The organism is Zhenhengia yiwuensis (assembly GCF_014384995.1).
GTDB lineage: Bacteria > Bacillota > Clostridia > Lachnospirales > Cellulosilyticaceae > Zhenhengia > Zhenhengia yiwuensis.
Genome location: NZ_JACRSY010000002.1, coordinates 201,997 through 219,099, shown reverse-complemented (window position 1 = coordinate 219,099; position 17,103 = coordinate 201,997). Strand labels below are relative to the sequence as shown.

The following is a 17,103-nucleotide window of genomic DNA, read 5'->3' as shown; positions in this document are numbered from 1 at the left end:
CGCTACAAGAACAATCATAAAGTGTATTTTTGTCCTTGGAATGAGGCCTTTTTAAGGCTTTTATGAGGCCTTTATGAAGCGTTTTTGAGGCAATTATGAGGCTTTTATGAATTAAATTTGAATAAAGTGTGAATGATGTAGGAAAATGGGTAAAAAAAAGAGGCCATGCACAATGCCTGACCTGTATATTCCCCTTACTTTATCTATTTCTCATCTTCGCCAATGGACTAAAGTCCTGATAGCTTTGTCTAATATCTTCATCTGTTAAATCTAAATATGCCTGCTCAGTTACTGTAACACTGCTATGCCCCAATATTTGACTTAACGTAAAAATATTGCCTCCGTTCATTAAGAAGCGTTTGGCAAAATTATTTCTTAATGTATGTGGTGATACATTCTTTAATCCTATTCGATTACAATAATTTTTGAAATTCTTTTCAAACACAGCATTCTTAAAGCAATTTCCTTGTTGTGTAGAAAAAAGATATTCACTGTTTGTGTAAATATCCTTATATTTCAACCATCTCTTTAATAATAAGTTCATTTCATTTGAAAAATACACTAGCCTATCTTTTTTCCCTTTTGTATTCTGTGCTGGAAGAAATATAGCTCGCTTATTTAAATCTAGGTCTTCTACCTTGATAAGTAGGCATTCTGTTATACGCATTCCTGAATCCATCAAAAGATTTGTAATCGTATAATCTCGAAATTCTACAAAAGAGGATAAGTTAAATGCTCTTAATAGCATCTTAAATTGTACATCGGAGATAAAATCCCTTGCTTTTCTCTTATTAGGCATTGCTTTTAATGTATCGGTTGGATTCTTTTTAACAATTTGGAACTCCATGCAATAAGTATAAAATGCCTTTATATTTCTCAGATAATTATTAACAGTAGCAACTGACACCCTTTTCCCTAAGTCTGCTCTATTATGAGGATTATTACTTTTTCTACTAAGCTCATCAGATACTGTAGTATACTTTCCTCTATCCCTTACATATGTCAGATACTCTACAACAACTTTTTTTGTTACCTTCTGTGCTTTTTCAATTTTGTGTTCCTCTTCACAATATCTTACAAACAATCCTAAGCTTTGCTCATAAGATTTAATCGTTTTGTCGGCTAATCCTTTCGTTCTACAATAAACTAAATAATCTTGTACTTGATAAAAGAATTCTGTAAACATGCAAAAACTCTCCTAACTATTGGAATTTATGCTATCCAATAAATCAAGAGAGTTTATAGGTATATTCTTAAAATGTTAGTTGTCCTAGACATGAAAAAATCCGCTTATAGACCAACTTATAAAAATGTTAGTTGGTGTCACTATTGCTCATAAATCTAGCATTCCCAATACTTTAACTTACTTGCATCTCAAGTCTTAATCTATCAGCAATAAGTGCAATGAACTCGCTATTAGTAGGCTTTCCCTTACCATTGTTTACAGTATAACCAAAGAGTTTATCAATAGTATCCATTTTTCCACGGCTCCATGCTACTTCAATAGCATGACGAATAGCACGTTCTACACGACTTGGTGTTGTATTATAATTTTTAGCAATGGATGGATAAAGTTGTTTGGTAATAGAATTTAAAATATCCATATCATTAATAGCCATAATAATCGCATCTCTTAAATATTGATAACCTTTAATATGTGCTGGAATACCAATCTCATGAATAACACTTGTCACTTCTGTTTCAAGGCTATGTTGAGTGACAACTGGCCTTTGCGCCTTCATACCCATGCTACTATTATTATTTGTAGATAAAATAGCTGAACTTGAGGCAGATGTTGTCATTGTGTCTGCTTTAGTTTGAATAGAACCACCTGTCATAGCTTTAAGCTGTCTAATACGCATTGTAAGCGTATCCATATCAAATGGTTTCACAATATAATATGCTGCCCCTAAGCCTAATGCACGTTCTGTAATTTTATCTTGTCCCACTGCGGAAAGCATCACAACCAGTGGTTTATTAATGTTATTCATCAATTGAATGTTTTCTAAAACACCAATTCCATCTAAATATGGCATAATTACATCTAAAATAAGCACATCTGGCTCACAACTTTTTACCAGTTCACATGCTTCAACTCCATTAGCCGCACACCCTACTACTTCCATATCTTCTTGTTTGTTCAAAAATTCTCTTAAAATCTGACTGAAATCTTTATTGTCATCAGCCAATACGATTTTTATTTTTGTTTCCTGCAAAACGACTCCCCCTACCTGTATAAACTCCAATATTTTACCGAAATATAATAATATTATATCTAATTTTAAACTTTAAATCAATACCATATTCTGGAATATTTTATTTTTTTTACAGTATCTCTATTTTATTTCATTATTAATCATATTTTCGATGAAAATCCCATACCCTTTTGTAGGGTCTTGAATGAAAACATGGGTAACTGCTCCTATTAATTTACCATTTTGTATAATAGGGCTACCACTCATCCCTTGTATAATCCCATTGGTCATTTCCAAAAGTCTTGGATCTGTAATCTCTATAATCATTCCTTTTGCAGGCTCACTTGTATAACGTGCTACTTTTCTAACTTCTATACTATATGCTTTGACTTCATCCCCAATAATATTACTTAAAATTACTGCCTGACCTTCTTCTATCTCATTTTGATAAGCAATAGGCATCGCATTTTTTATAAAAAGTGCCTCTCCTCTCTTATTAAGCGTTCCAAAGATACCAAGTGCTGTATTGGTTTCAATATTACCTAATATATTTCTTGGTGTATATTCAATAATTCCCTTAAGTTCACCAGGTTCTCCTTTTTCTCCTTTTCTAATAGCTGTAATAGTAGCCTTTGTCACCTCTCCTGCTTTAATAGGTAGCAATCTTTTTATATCGGCATCATTAATGCCATGACCCAGTGCACCAAATACTTTAGTTTCTGGATCAAAATAGGTAACTGTTCCAATACCTTGTGTACTGTCTTTTACCCATAAGCCTAATTTATAACTGCTTTCATTTTCACAGTACTCAGGTTTTAAAACAACTTCCATAACTTCCTCTCGACGTTTTACTTTAAGCATTATATCTTGATCTTCATTTTCTTTAATTAGATCTCTAAAGTGCTCCTTTGATTTTAGAGGAACATGCTCTACTTCTAAAATAATATCTCCTTTTTCTATTTTATTTTTACATGGAGATACTTCTTTCCCTCCTGATGTAAAAGAGCTTGTACCCAGAACACATATGCCTTCTGCTTCTACCTTTACACCAATAAGATTCCCACAAGGGACTAGTACCTTAGGCTTTACAACTTCTACATTAACGGTTTTAATAGGAATGTATCCAAGTAAAGAAAGCTCTAAATCATCATTAGTATCTTTTTGTGCCTTAAACGGCCATTTAAAAAGTTCCTCTTCTATTGTACCTTGTGCAATTTGAATATGGTTAGGTAAGAATTTAGAAATAATCATTGGGCTACATATCATAAAGAGAAGTATTAGTGATATGTAACAGAACCATTTCTTAAGTTTTTGATTGTCTTTCATTTTCTGCCACATCCTATCTGTCCTATTTTGCTGTCATATGTTTAAATTCTCCTTTTTAAAATACAATTATTCAGCTTCAAGATAGGTTGACAAGGTAAGATTTACATATAAAAAAAGCATCGCTTATGCGATGCCTTGTTTATAACGATTTGCTGATTCTTTAAGCTCTTTTGCACTTTTTAAAGTACTCTCTGTAATAAAACCACCCATTAAACGGCAAAGTTCTTCTTGAAGCTTGTCATCTGGTAGTGTCATTAGCTGTGTTTTAGTCTGATTGTCTACAGCACTTTTTTCGATTAAATAGTTACGGTCTCCCATAGCTGCAATCTGAGGGAGATGCGTAATGCATATAACCTGTCTTGCTCTTGAGATAACTGCTAGCTTCTCGCCCACTTTCTGCGCCGCAAGCCCACTAATACCTGTATCAATCTCATCAAAAATAACAGTTTCTATACTATCACCTAGTACAAGGACGGTCTTAATAGCAAGCATTACTCTTGAGATTTCCCCACCTGATGCAATTTTTGCAAGTCCATGCATATCTTCACCTAAGTTAGTACGAATGAGGAATTCTACTTCATCTTGCCCATTACGGTTAAACATTTCACTTTGCTGTATAGCCACCTTAAACTGTGCATGGGGCATTTGAAGGTCATGCAGATGCTCATTAATTTGTACTTCTATACTCTCAGCAATATTTTTTCTGCCTTCTGTAAGTTCTAATGCAATAGTATTTAATTTATTTTCTAAATCTGCTATTTCCTGCTCTAATTTTTCTTTATTATGCGTGCTACCTAATAGCTCTTCAAGCTCTTTTTCACAGTTTTGTTTATATACTAGAATTTCACTAATAGAACTACCATATTTTTGTTTTAGTCTATAGATTGTATCAAGTCTTGTCTGAATTTCTTGTAAGAGTTCTGGTGAATATTCAATCTGGTCTGCAAAACGTCTTACTTGATAAGTAATATCTTGAAGATCAGCTTCTACTGCTAAAAGCCTTGCATGAAGGCTCCCTAATTCTTCATTAATATGGCTAACATCTTGTATATGTTGTGTTGCCTTGCCTACAAGTTCTATAGCACCTGCGTGATGCCCATCTGCCTCTAGGGCATCATAAGCCTTCTGACATTGCATAAGAATCTTCTCTGCATGGGATAAAATCTCATATTGACTTTTAAGTTCTTCTTCTTCATGAGTTTTTAGTTTACATGCAGCAATTTCATTAATCTGAAATTCTAGCATATCTTGGAGCTGTAGCTTCTTACGATCATCTGTACTGATTTTACTTAGTTCATTTTTCAAATTCATAAGGCGCTCATAATGTGTTTTATAAGCTTCCTTAAGATGAAGAAACTTTTCGTCTCCAAAGCTATCTAACATATGGACATGGGTAGACACATCTAATAAAGATTGAGGTTCATGTTGACCATGAACATCTATAAGTAGTGCTGCTAAATCTTTCACCACTTGTCTATTACATGTAATACCATTTATTTTATAAACTGTTCGCCCTGATACATATAAAATGCGTTCCATTTCAATAGTTGTATGTGTATAAGGGTAACCATTTTCTTCTAAGTAAGCAATTCCTAGTCCTTTATCATCCTCAAAAGTGAGGCGTACATAAGCACACTGCTCACCTTTCCTGATAATTTGTTTAGAAGTACGGTTACCTATAGCAAATTGAATAGAGTCAATGAGCATAGATTTTCCCGCACCTGTTTCACCGCTAAAAATATTAAGATGATGATGCAAATTCAGTGTAATCTCTTCGATTAGAGCAATGTTTCTAACATGTAAACACGTAAGCATTTTATCACTCCTTATCTTATGAGTTTAATACTTCTTGAAACTTGGCAATCACGTCACCTATCTCTTCTATATTACGAATCGCACAGAAAATCGTATCATCTCCTGCAAGTGTTCCTACAATTTCTTCATAATTAAAGCCATCAATAGCTGCTGCTACAGCATTACCCATACCTGTTAAAGTACGGACAACTAAAATATTTTGCGCTACATCCATAGATACAAAACCAGCTTTAAAAACACGAATGACTTTTTCTGAAATTTGATTTTCATAGTTGGTTAATGCTACATACTTTTGAGCATTATTTTTACCTGCAACTTTTGTAAGCTTAAGCTCACGAATATCTCTAGACACTGTGGCTTGTGTTACTTTAAACCCTGCTTTTTCAAGGTTTTCTGCAAGTTCTTCTTGTGTTTCTATTTCTTGTTTTTGAATAAGACTTAATATTTTCGATTGTCTTTGTTCTTTCATTCCCATAGTTTATTTACGCCTCTCCACTATTTTTTTTCTTAAGATTTCAAAAAAATGCAAGTCAGAAAGCTTAATGAGTTTTGTTGTATAAGGTGCTTTTCTTACTTCAATAAAATGCATAGGAGTAATATTCATTTTCATCTGACCATCTACTACAAGCTCAAGCGTGGTACCATCATAGTTATTAGTTTTAATCTGCACAGCATCTGTATCAGCTACAATAACCGCTCTTGAATAAATGGAGTGCGGGCAGATAGGGGTAATCATTATCTGACTAGCTGATGGTGCTACAATAGGTCCTCCTGCTGAAAGATTATAAGCCGTTGAACCTGTAGGGGTAGCAATAATAATACCATCTGCTGGATAAAGATCTAGAAAATGTTCGTTCACCTTAATCTCGAATTCTGAAATTCTTGAAGAACTCCCCCTTGCAACATAGGCATCGTTAAGCGCATAAAATTTATGTGCCTCTCCTGATGGGTCAATGACTTTGATCATAAGCATCATACGTTCTTCTATTGTATAATCATCTGTTAAAAGTTTTGATAAGAACTGGTCTATCTCAGACATTTCTACATCTGCTAAAAAGCCTAGTCTACCTAAATTGATACCTATAATAGGTTTATCATATAAACAAGCTTTTTGTGCTACGCTTAAAATAGTGCCGTCTCCACCAATGGTAATAAGGACCTCACAGGTTTCATAAAGATGCTCTTCTTCTAAGGTTTGAATAGATTCATCGAGTAAGGAACCTATATGCTGTGTCATATAAACATTAAAATCATGTCCTAAAAGCCAACTTATGACCACCTTTGTTGTTTCTAAATCTTTATCTTTTAAAAGATTGGGTATAATCCCAATATGTTTCATACTCCCCACCTACCTATAATGTATCGTGTGATGCACTCACCACTTTTTCAATAAGTGTGTCCGTTTCTAATGGAAGCTCCTCTGTTGCTTTTTTAAGATAAATTAAATATTCAATATTTCCTTCTGGTCCTTTAATGGGTGAAAAATCAAGCCCACGAATGCTAAAACCAATGCTCTTTGCATATTCCCATACTAAATGAATAACTTGTTTATGCACTTTTGGATCTCTTACAACACCGTGTTTTTCAACTTGTTCACGACCAGCTTCAAATTGTGGTTTAATAAGGGCTACTACTTCTCCACCCTCTTTAATTAAATTATAGACAGGAAGTAAGATTTTTGTCAAAGAAATAAAAGATACATCGATTGAACTAAAGTCGATTTCTTCTGGAATCTGTTCATGGGTTACATAACGCATATTTGTTTTTTCCATACATACAACACGTTCGTCCTCTCTTAACTTCCAAGCAAGCTGTCCGTATCCTACATCAATAGAGTAGACCTTTACTGCACCATTTTGAAGCATACAATCTGTAAAACCACCTGTTGAAGCACCTACGTCCATACAAGTTTTCCCTTCAAGTTCAATAGGAAACTGTGCCATTGCTTTTTCAAGTTTAAATCCACCACGACTTACATAACGCATTTTTTCACGTACTTCTATAGATGCTGTCACATCGACCTTAAGTCCTGCTTTATCTTCTTTTTGTCCATTTACATACACAACGCCTGCCATAATATAAGCTTTAGCACGTTCACGTGATTCCGCAAGGCCTCTTTGCGCAATCAAAATATCGAGTCTTTCTTTATCTGCCATTATGCTCTCTCTTCCTTTATCATTTCTGTAATTGTACTTACCATATCTAATACACTTAAGTGTTCACTTTCTAATAAAGATGGAATATCTCCATGCTCTACAATACCTGTTTTATAGGCAAAGTTATGCAGCTTAGCTTTTAAGCCATGTTCTAACATAAAGGCACCTACTTGCATACCAAAGCCACCTTTTTTCACATGGTCTTCCATTGTGAAGATATAATCATACGTTTTAGCCACTGTCTGAATACCTTCCTCATCCATTGGCACAATACAAGGTGCTTCTACAACTGCTGCTTCTATACCTAAATCTAATAAGGCTTCTCTTACTCTTAATGCTTGTTCTACCATCTTACCTGTTGCCAGTAAGCAAACAGACTGACCTTCTTCTAAAGTTACCATACGAACGTCATCATATTTAAGTTGGTACTTAGGATCTAACTTCACAGTTCCTCTTGGATAACGAATGGCTACTGGGCTATTAAGACGCTTCGCATAACGGAGCGCCCCTTCCATCTCTTCAGGCATTTTGACAGAAAGTACTGTCATATTTGGCATATGGCTTAAATAAGCAATGTCAAATATACCTTGATGTGTTGCGCCATCTTCACCCACTAGACCTGCCCTATCTATTCCAAAGATAACAGGTAAATTCTGAAGACATACATCATGAAGAATCTGGTCATAGGCACGTTGTAAGAAAGATGAATATACTGCAAATACTGGTCTAAAACCTGTAGCTGCCAGTCCTGCTGCAAAAGTTACAGCATGCTGCTCTGCAATACCTACATCGAAGAAACGTTTAGGAAACTGCTTTTCAAAATGGTTCAGTCCTGTACCATCTGCCATAGCTGCTGTAATCCCTATAAGTTTTTCATCTTCTTCACCTAAACTTACCATAGCATAGCCGAAAGCATCTGAAAAAGTATAGCCGCCTGCTTTTTTAGGTGCTACCCCTGCTTTAATATCAAATGGTCCTACTCCGTGATAGCTACTTGGGTTTTCCACTGCTGGTTTATACCCTTTACCTTTAACTGTTTTCACATGGATTAAAATAGGTCCCTTCATCTCTTTTGCATTCTCTAAAATCTCAATAAGGTCATTAAAATTATGTCCATTTATAGGCCCTAAGTATGTAAAGCCCATTTCCTCAAACAATGTATGCTCAATTAGAAAAGTCTTTACACCATCTTTTGTCTTACGCACAGCGCCTACTAACTGACCACCTATAGCTGGAATACGTTTTAACACATCTTCTACGCCTTCTTTTGCACGTAAATAATCTTTACTCGAACGAATATGGTTAAGGTGTCTACTCATACCACCTACATTTTCTGAAATACTCATTTCATTATCATTTAAAATAACAATAAGATTCGTATGCCCTCTACCTGCATTATTCAGTGCTTCATAAGCCATACCACCCGTTAAAGCCCCATCTCCTATAACAGCAATAACGTGACTATTCTCTCCTTTAAGGTCTCTTGAGATAGCCATTCCAAGTGCAGCTGAAATAGAAGTTGAACTATGTCCTGTTTCAAATACATCATGTTTACTTTCTTTACGTTTTGGAAATCCACTCATTCCACCTGTTTTTCTTAAAGTCTTAAACCCTTTTCTTCTACCTGTTAATAATTTATGCACATAAGCCTGGTGGCCTACATCCCATATCATTTTATCTTCTGGCGAATTAAAAACATAATGAAGTGCTATGGTAAGTTCTACAACACCTAAATTAGATGCCAAATGTCCACCTGTTTTAGAAAGAGACTGTATTAAGAATTGACGTATATCTCTTGCTAAAAAGCCTAGTTCTTCTTGATCTATCTTCTTGAGATCCTCTATATTTTTAATACTATCTAATATTTTTAGCATGTTCTCACACTTTCATTAATTACTTATTGTAAATTTATTCATATTTATTAATCATACTAAAAATGACAACCCATAAGATTGTCATTTTAACATTATGGTATAAAAATTAATGCAGTTACAATACCAAGTACAGCACCTGCGGCAACTTGAAGTGGTGTATGTCCAAGTAATTCTTTAAGTCTTACTTCTAGTGTCACATTAGGGTCCTGCATCACGTCAATAATACGATTTAAAAGTGCTGCTTGTTTACCAGCTTCTAAACGCACATTTGCTGCATCATACATAACAATAAAGCTTAGTACTGCTGCTACTGCAAAAATTGCACTATCATACCCATGAAGTTGACCAACACCAATAGCTAACGAAGTAGAAATAGCACTATGTGAGCTAGGCATTCCACCGGAAGAGACAAGTTTATTAAGATCAAGTTTATGATCGTTAATTAAAGTTAAAATGACCTTTAGTACTTGTGCAATAAACCAACTTAATAAAGCTACCATTAAAAGATCATTGCTAAAAAGCTGTGTTAATTGTTTCATTTTTGCCCCCTAATTCCTTCTTTGAACCAGGCTGAATGCCACATGCTCAAGTAGGGATGTATCACCTTCTACACGTTCTAAGCATTTAATCGCTTTCGTTGTAAGTTCCTCTGCAATACTATAGCAAGTGTCTACATCGTAGAAAGATAAATACGTATTTTTTTCATTTTTCATATCACTATGAATAGGCTTCCCTAATTCTTCTACTGTTGATGTAGCATCTAACACATCATCAATAATTTGAAAAACTTTTCCTAAATACTTACCATAAAACGTAAGGGCTGTCACTTCATTAGATGAAGCGCCACCTAATAGCGCACCCATATGAACGGCTGCTGCAATAAGTGCACCTGTTTTATGTAGATGAATACTATCTAGAGTATCTTTATCAATTTGCTTACCTTCACTTTGCATATCCAGAATTTGTCCACCAATCATACCTCTAGCACCACTTGCCTCTGCTAAAACATGTGCTGCCCTAACACGATTCATATCGTCCTGGTTAAGTGCATCTTCTAACATCATTTCAAAAGCACCATTTAAGAGTGCATCTCCAGCAAGAATAGCTGTTGCTTCTCCAAATACTTTATGATTGGTTGGCTTACCACGTCTAAGATCATCATTGTCCATAGCAGGTAAGTCATCATGGATAAGTGAATAGGTGTGAATCATCTCAATTGCACACAAATAAGGGGTAATGGTTTCTTTTCCCCCTACTGCTTCATAAGCAAGCTGCATAAGTAATGGGCGAATACGTTTGCCACCTGCATAAAGGCTATAAGCCATGGCTTCATAAAGCTCCCCAAAACTTCCATGATTATTTGGAATGGCTTCTTTAATCTGGTTTTCTATTCTTTCCCTATAAAGCTCCAGTTTATTCTCCATTATTATCTTCCCCATTCATTTTACTTATTGCATTATGCTCAAGTACATATATTTCCTGCTCTGCCTTTTGAAGTGCTTCACTGCAAAAAGCTGCAAGTTCCATACCTTTTTTATAAGTTTTAATACTTTCATCAAGTGAAAGTGAGCCATCTTCTAAGCTATAAATAAGCTTTTCAAGCTCTTCCATTGCACTTTCAAAGTTTTTTGCTATTTTTTTAGCCATAACCTTATCCTTTCTTTACTACCTCTGCATGTAAAGTCCCCTCTTTAAGTGCTACCTTAATGTAATCGCCTACTTCTACTTGATCCTTATGTGTAATCATTTCACCCGACTTAGTAGTTGTAACACTATAACCTCTTTTTAATGTAAGAAGAGGTGAGAGTTTTTCCATCTTGGTAATCTTATCATTTAAGACATTTCTTGTGAAAGTAAGATGTTTTGTATAGGCCTTTATGAGTTGCTCTTCACTATAGTCTACTCGAATCATTAAATCTCTAAAATATTTTTGTTTATTTTGATAAATCGGGCGTGATAAGAGCTGTTCTAACCTTCTTTTTTCTAGATCTAAGTGCCTTGTTAAATGATGCTTAAGAAGTTCCTTAGACCTATCAATTTTAAGAAGATAGCTTTCTTTATCTGGAATAACAATTTCAGCCGCTGCTGATGGTGTAGCCGCACGTTTGTCTGCTACAAAATCAGAAATGGTGAAATCTATCTCATGTCCTACAGCCGAAACAATAGGAATTTTAGAAGCAAAAATAGCACGTGCTACTGCTTCCTCATTAAAACTCCATAAGTCTTCAATAGACCCACCACCTCGTCCTACAATGAGCACATCTACTAGCCCATCTTGGTTAGCACGTTCAATGGCACTTACAATACCATTTGTAGCGTACTCCCCTTGAACTGCTGTAGGATAAATATAAATAGGAATGGCGTTGTTTCTTCTTTTTGAAACTTGCAAAATATCTTGAATGGCTGCACCTGTGTTTGAAGTAATAACCCCCACCTTCTGCGGATAAGTTGGGAGAGGCTTCTTATATCTTGGGTCAAAAAGCCCTTCTTCTTCAAGCTGCTTTTTAAGTCTTTCAAACTGTTCGTATAAAGTACCCTTGCCCTCTTTTTCTACTTCAATCACATAGCACTGATACTGCCCTGTCTTCTCATAAAGGGAAATACGCCCTCTTACATAGACTTTAAGGCCTTCCTTCAAGGTGAAATCCAAGGTAGCTGCATCTTTGGCGAACATCACTGCACTGATGCCTGCACGCTCATCTTTGATTGTAAAGTAAATATGACCTGACTGATGGTATTTACAGTTGGATATTTCACCTGAAAGCCATACATCAGATAAAAGATAGTCTTCTTCTAATAAATGACTTACATATCTATTAATCTCGGATACAGCTACAACTTTTCGTTTCATTCTTACTCCTCAATTGATTTCGCAATATTTCCAAGTATACCATTGATGAATTTTGGTGATTTATCTGTACTATAAACTTTCGCAATTTCAATGGCTTCGTTAATAGCTACTTTTTGTGGGATATCTTCTCCCCATTTCAGTTCATAAACTGCCATGCGTAAAAGCATATGGTCTACTTTTGCAATACGGTTTATGGACCAGTTTGTACTGCTCGCTTCGATGATAGAGTCGATTTCTTCTTGATGCTGTAATACACCGTTAAATTCATTTACGATAAAGTCTTTTACTTTACCTTTCATATCTTGTGTGTAACCTTCTAATAAAAGGTTTGCATCCTTTTCTGGATGGAAAGTCATCTCATAGAGCATTTTCATTATAAGTTCTCTTGCTTCACGTCTTGTCATTTTTATCTCCTCATTAATGAAAGCTAACCCCAAAAAGAGGTTAGCTCACTGTGTTTAGTGTTCTTCTTGCGCTTTAGTTTTTGAAAAATCAACACCTACTACATGTACATCTACAGATTGTACGTCAAGTCCTGTCATTGTTTCAATAGAATTTTTCACTTTTTCTTGTACTTTTAAACATACTTCTTGTATTTTAACACCGTATTGTACCACAATAGAAAGGTCTGCAAATACTTCATGATCACTTACTTCAATTTTCATACCTTTTGAAGCTTTTTTGCCTCTAATTGTTTGAACGATATCATTTTTGTTACCTGCGATTGCATAAACACCCTCTACTTCTAATGCAGCAATTTCAGCGATTACTGCTATAACATCATCAGCAATTTGAACCTCGCCTACTTCTTTGTTATCTAAATCTACATCGATTACTTTATTTTCTTCCACAGTAATTGCCTCCCATTTTCTTTATTTATATAAATACCCAACTTGCAAACTAATCATACACCTTGGGCATTTAAAGAATATGTACTTTTATACTTATTATATCAAAATATACAAAAGTTGCAAATTAGATTTGTACGAAAAAAGGGCCAAAAGGTAAATTTTTACCCCTTGACCCGTATATGTATTAGTTAGATGCTGATTGATTATTCACTTTTAAACAAGATATTTTGATTTTACCTACTGAATAACCTGTTTTTCTTTGAACGATTTCTTCAATTTGAGCAATCTCTTCATCTGTTAAAGCATCATCTTTATTAACGACTACATCTACTGTATCTTTATCCATTCTTACAAAGACATCTTTAAAGCCTTTTGCACGAAGAAGTGATTCAGCACCTGCTTCTTTCTCAATGCGATCTTGAATGGTTAAAAGACTTTCAGCAGCTTTTGCTTTTGAATCTTTATCAAGATTTGGATCTGCTACATACTCATTAAGCTTTTCAATTTGCTCAGCTCTTGATTGCTCTCTAAGCATTTTTTCTTCAGCGAAGTAGCTTACTTCTACTACTTTTTGATCTGTTAGCCCTTCTTCTTCTACATCTTTATTAGTTTTGTTAGCAATAACAACTTCTTTGCTTCCTACTGCAGCATCTGGTGTAGATACTTCTACACTTAACCCATCCATATCCTCCATATCCTCCATTTCATCTGGAGGAAGTGTTTCCATCACACCATATTCATCGAAGAAGTCTTGATCAAGTTCACTGTCTGCAACTGGAATAGTTGCTTCATTCATATCTGGAACGCTTAAGTTAGCTGGTGCTTCTGTTAAACTTAGGTACGCTGCAATAGCGATCATAAAAACAAGTACTGTTACAATAACCTGATTTCTCTTAAACTGAAACATATAAGAACCCCCTCTTAATTATTGACCATCTTATAGACAGCTATTTTATGTACTGGAACATCTAAGAGCGATGACACAGATTGTATAATGGCATTTTTAATATTCACATCATCCGCTCCTTCTGCTAAAACAAGTACACCTTCAACTTGTGGCTTGTTTTCTTTGATGATGAAAGGTGTTCCGCCCTTTTCCATCACCACTTTGCGCTCTACATCTTCTTTTTCACTCGTTTTTTTTGTGCCTGACCCAGTTGTTTCCTCTGTACCTTGCTTGTTTTGAACCACTTCTTCTGCCACTACTTTTTCAGTTGACCCTGATGTTGTAATCATGACTTTGGCATTGCCAGCACCATCAAGATTTCCTAAAATCTCTTCCATTCTTATCTCGAGTAATTCTTCATAAGTCATTTGTCCTGTACTACCTGTGTTTCCTGAGCTAACTTGTACCATTTCTGTACCTTCACTAATGACCGTTTTGGCCGGTTCTGGCAAATAAGTAAGGAGTATGCCTCCTATAACAATTCCCAGAAGGGCAACCCCTATGGTGGTGTTGGCCTTAAGTTTTGGTTTATCCTTACTGCCACTTTTACCCTTCTCCTCGCTCTTATTAGCCTGCCCCTGCCCTGCGGCTATTTGCTGATTGACTCGCTCTCTTACAGGCTGTTCGAGTTGACTAATGCTGCCTACATTAATGGTAAATTGTCTCTTTTCATCTTCTTTATCTACCACTTCATTTCCTCCCCTACTTTAACTATCTTGTACTATAATATATATATTAGTGTTGTCCACGTTATAGAAGTTATTTATGCATTTTTTTATTTCTTTTTCTAATGCACTCTGATCAAGGACCAAACTCTCCGTCTTATCACCTATCCCCACTAGCCCCCCTTCCTCCTTCAAAGCTACTTCTATTTCTAGACTTTCTAAATTAAAATGGCTTCCATCAAGAGTTGCTTTACTTGAAAGTGCTTCGACCTCTACAGGTAAGCTTGTTTCTATAAGACTCTTTAACTGATTTTCTATCTGCGCCTTATAAATAGTGAGCATACTTTCCTCCTGTTTTTTGCGCTCTTCTTCATAAGGTGTATACTTCCCCTCCCTAAACTGCGTTTCATAAAACTGTACATAGCCTGATAGGCTACCCGCTTCTAAAAGAGGGGTACTGGTGATAAGTTTAATCATAGGACTGGCAATCATGTAGACCATTACAAATCCAAGTACTATTTTTAAATATTTCTTTAAATCTGAAGATGGAAAAATCATTTCTACTACAATAACAAATAACATAGTCCATATAATCATCATTAAATACTGCTTCATCTTATCCCCCTCCTTTATGTCATACTTGTTCCTATGCTTGCACAGATAATCATCGAAGCAATGGTCAGCACCACTACAATACCTACTGCACTTAAAATAAATTCACACCCCTTAGCTAGAATTGTCGCAATCTCAGCCATTTTCTTATCACCTATAGGCTGAATTAAAGCGCTTGCAATATGGTAGAGCACCACATGGCTTAAAATCTTAATCAGTGGAATGGCTGCAATGAGTACAACCCATATAATAACGCCTATAGCAAAAGCATTCTTAATAAGTGCACTACAAGACATAATAAATTCTAGCGCCCCACGACTTGCATCGCCTACAATCGGAATAAAAGCTGTAGAAAGATTAATTGCACCTTTCTTAATCGCTACATCTACATAAGGAAGCGTTAGCTTATAAATCCCCATAATGGCAATACTTAAAACAAGTGTTCCCCTCAAAAGCCATTTCATCCCTTTATAAAAAAGGCCTACCAGCTTATCTACTTTGATTTCTTCACTCATTGTACTAACGACTTGCAGCACTATAATGCTAATGATGACAGGAAGCAAAATCTTCTGAATGAAAAAAGTCATCATATTAAATGCCCCAATAATAACAGGCGCTAGTGCACTTGATGATGTAATATAGCCCGACACTGCCATAAAAGCCAATAAGGTTGGAAGTGTAACTTGCATCATTTGAAACAAGTTAGAGATGGTGCTTTGAGCTAACTCTACAATGACAAATAAAGATTGTGTAAGGGTATAAATAACAAGTACATAGCACACGAGAAAAGCTGCCTTTGTCGTGTTTTGGGACTGAAAGGACTGACTTAGCACTTGCAAGATGCTGCATAAGATAACAATTAAAATAAATCTTAAGATAATTTTAAAATATGTATTAAATTCTTTGATGAAGAGCTGTCCTATCTGCATCATAATTTCCTGTAAAGAAAACCGTTCTTCCCCAGTAATCAACTTTGTGACCTGCTCACTTAGATTAAAGTCTTGCATATAGGGTACAGATTGTTTCAGTTGGTCTTCAAGTTCCTTGATTTCCTCCCAGTTTAAAAGGTCAAATTGCTGCTGCAAAATGCCTTGTGTAGAAAGCTGGGATTCTTCCTTTGCCATACAAGGTAAGCATAAGCATACCATAGCAAGTAAAAAGCTTATAAGTACTATTATCCTCTTTTGCATATGACTCCCCCGTCTATCAAATTAACTGCGTAATAAGTTCAATAAGTGCCAGCACAATAGGTGAAGCAAGTACCAAAATAAGTACCTTTCCTGCTAACTGTACCTTACTCGCTATAGCTGACTCTCCTGCATCTTTACAAAGCTGATAGCCGAACTCAGCAATATACGCAATCCCGATAATTTTAAATATAATCTTAAGATAAGTATCTTCTAGACTCATCTTTGTGGATAGATCATTAATAATAGCAAAAATCACTTGCAGCTGTGGCAAAAGTAAAATGAGTAACAAACTACATGCAAAAATACGAATGAGATTCCCCGACATTTTATGCTGTTCCCCAATAAAGAGGGTAAGAATTACAGCTGCTAGCGCGAAGCCAACCAGTTTCATAATTTCCATCTTTCTACCTCCTAGAACATAAACATGGTCTCCACCACTTCAAATAGCTGTAAAATATAGTTCGCAATAATAATGAGTATAAGGGCTGTCCCTCCTAGCGATACCATATTGGCATAAGAATCTTTACCCGCCTGCTTTAAAATCATACTCATAAACATAACCGCCATTGAAAGGCCCCCAATTTTTAAAAGCTCTATCATTTGATCCATCTTTTCTCTCCTC

Annotated in this window: 20 protein-coding genes; all 20 read right to left on the bottom strand. The window is 35.5% G+C overall.

Going from position 1 to position 17,103, the window contains the following annotated elements:
* Positions 1–199: 199 nt before the first annotated feature.
* A complete protein-coding gene (locus H8718_RS02170) occupies positions 200–1,186 on the bottom strand; it encodes a tyrosine-type recombinase/integrase (protein WP_249331351.1) in 987 nt (328 codons plus the stop codon).
* 172 nt (positions 1,187–1,358) lie between these two features.
* Positions 1,359–2,216 (bottom strand): sporulation transcription factor Spo0A, encoded by an 858-nt coding sequence (gene spo0A / locus H8718_RS02165; protein ID WP_177669482.1) that lies wholly within the window; start codon positions 2,214–2,216, stop codon positions 1,359–1,361.
* 120 nt (positions 2,217–2,336) lie between these two features.
* Complete coding sequence (spoIVB, locus tag H8718_RS02160) at positions 2,337–3,521, bottom strand: SpoIVB peptidase (protein ID WP_249331350.1); 1,185 nt, start codon at positions 3,519–3,521, stop codon at positions 2,337–2,339.
* Between the two features lie 123 nt (positions 3,522–3,644).
* Positions 3,645–5,336: a DNA repair protein RecN gene (recN, locus tag H8718_RS02155; RefSeq protein ID WP_249331349.1), complete on the bottom strand. Its 1,692-nt coding sequence runs from the start codon at positions 5,334–5,336 to the stop codon at positions 3,645–3,647.
* Between the two features lie 16 nt (positions 5,337–5,352).
* Positions 5,353–5,805 carry an arginine repressor gene (argR, locus tag H8718_RS02150; protein WP_177669995.1) on the bottom strand — a complete coding sequence of 151 codons (453 nt, stop codon included), beginning with the start codon at positions 5,803–5,805 and terminating at the stop codon, positions 5,353–5,355.
* A 9-nt stretch (positions 5,806–5,814) separates the two neighbouring features.
* Complete coding sequence (locus tag H8718_RS02145; protein WP_249331348.1) at positions 5,815–6,675, bottom strand: NAD(+)/NADH kinase; 861 nt, start codon at positions 6,673–6,675, stop codon at positions 5,815–5,817.
* A 13-nt stretch (positions 6,676–6,688) separates the two neighbouring features.
* The gene (locus tag H8718_RS02140) at positions 6,689–7,492 is read right to left on the bottom strand and encodes a TlyA family RNA methyltransferase (RefSeq protein ID WP_177669474.1); all 804 of its coding nucleotides are present in this window, start codon (positions 7,490–7,492) and stop codon (positions 6,689–6,691) included.
* Positions 7,492–9,366, bottom strand: coding sequence for a 1-deoxy-D-xylulose-5-phosphate synthase (dxs, locus tag H8718_RS02135; protein WP_249331347.1), 1,875 nt, complete (start codon positions 9,364–9,366; stop codon positions 7,492–7,494). The genes H8718_RS02140 and dxs overlap by 1 nt, the downstream gene beginning before the upstream one ends.
* Positions 9,367–9,458: 92 nt before the next feature.
* Positions 9,459–9,905, bottom strand: a complete 447-nt coding sequence (locus H8718_RS02130; RefSeq protein ID WP_177669472.1) for a divergent PAP2 family protein — start codon at positions 9,903–9,905, stop codon at positions 9,459–9,461.
* A gap of 9 nt (positions 9,906–9,914) precedes the next feature.
* Complete coding sequence (locus H8718_RS02125; RefSeq protein ID WP_177669470.1) at positions 9,915–10,790, bottom strand: polyprenyl synthetase family protein; 876 nt, start codon at positions 10,788–10,790, stop codon at positions 9,915–9,917.
* Complete coding sequence (xseB, locus tag H8718_RS02120; protein ID WP_177669468.1) at positions 10,780–11,013, bottom strand: exodeoxyribonuclease VII small subunit; 234 nt, start codon at positions 11,011–11,013, stop codon at positions 10,780–10,782. Before xseB ends, H8718_RS02125 begins: the two co-directional genes overlap by 11 nt.
* Positions 11,014–11,017: 4 nt before the next feature.
* Positions 11,018–12,217 carry an exodeoxyribonuclease VII large subunit gene (gene xseA / locus H8718_RS02115; RefSeq protein ID WP_249331346.1) on the bottom strand — a complete coding sequence of 400 codons (1,200 nt, stop codon included), beginning with the start codon at positions 12,215–12,217 and terminating at the stop codon, positions 11,018–11,020.
* A gap of 2 nt (positions 12,218–12,219) precedes the next feature.
* Positions 12,220–12,621 (bottom strand): transcription antitermination factor NusB, encoded by a 402-nt coding sequence (nusB, locus tag H8718_RS02110; protein WP_249331345.1) that lies wholly within the window; start codon positions 12,619–12,621, stop codon positions 12,220–12,222.
* Positions 12,622–12,675: 54 nt separating this feature from the next.
* Positions 12,676–13,068 (bottom strand): Asp23/Gls24 family envelope stress response protein, encoded by a 393-nt coding sequence (locus H8718_RS02105; protein ID WP_177669462.1) that lies wholly within the window; start codon positions 13,066–13,068, stop codon positions 12,676–12,678.
* 184 nt (positions 13,069–13,252) lie between these two features.
* Complete coding sequence (locus tag H8718_RS02100; RefSeq protein WP_177669460.1) at positions 13,253–13,975, bottom strand: SpoIIIAH-like family protein; 723 nt, start codon at positions 13,973–13,975, stop codon at positions 13,253–13,255.
* A 14-nt stretch (positions 13,976–13,989) separates the two neighbouring features.
* Positions 13,990–14,703: a hypothetical protein gene (locus tag H8718_RS02095; protein ID WP_177669458.1), complete on the bottom strand. Its 714-nt coding sequence runs from the start codon at positions 14,701–14,703 to the stop codon at positions 13,990–13,992.
* A gap of 18 nt (positions 14,704–14,721) precedes the next feature.
* Positions 14,722–15,294 carry a stage III sporulation protein AF gene (locus H8718_RS02090; protein WP_249331344.1) on the bottom strand — a complete coding sequence of 191 codons (573 nt, stop codon included), beginning with the start codon at positions 15,292–15,294 and terminating at the stop codon, positions 14,722–14,724.
* Between the two features lie 14 nt (positions 15,295–15,308).
* On the bottom strand, positions 15,309–16,481 hold the full coding sequence (locus H8718_RS02085; RefSeq protein WP_249331343.1) for a stage III sporulation protein AE: 1,173 nt from the start codon (positions 16,479–16,481) through the stop codon (positions 15,309–15,311).
* Between the two features lie 16 nt (positions 16,482–16,497).
* Entirely contained in the window at positions 16,498–16,881 is a 384-nt protein-coding gene (gene spoIIIAD / locus H8718_RS02080) for a stage III sporulation protein AD (RefSeq protein WP_177669452.1), read from the bottom strand.
* A gap of 11 nt (positions 16,882–16,892) precedes the next feature.
* Positions 16,893–17,090: a stage III sporulation AC/AD family protein gene (locus H8718_RS02075; RefSeq protein ID WP_177669450.1), complete on the bottom strand. Its 198-nt coding sequence runs from the start codon at positions 17,088–17,090 to the stop codon at positions 16,893–16,895.
* Between the last annotated feature and the right edge of the window lie 13 nt (positions 17,091–17,103).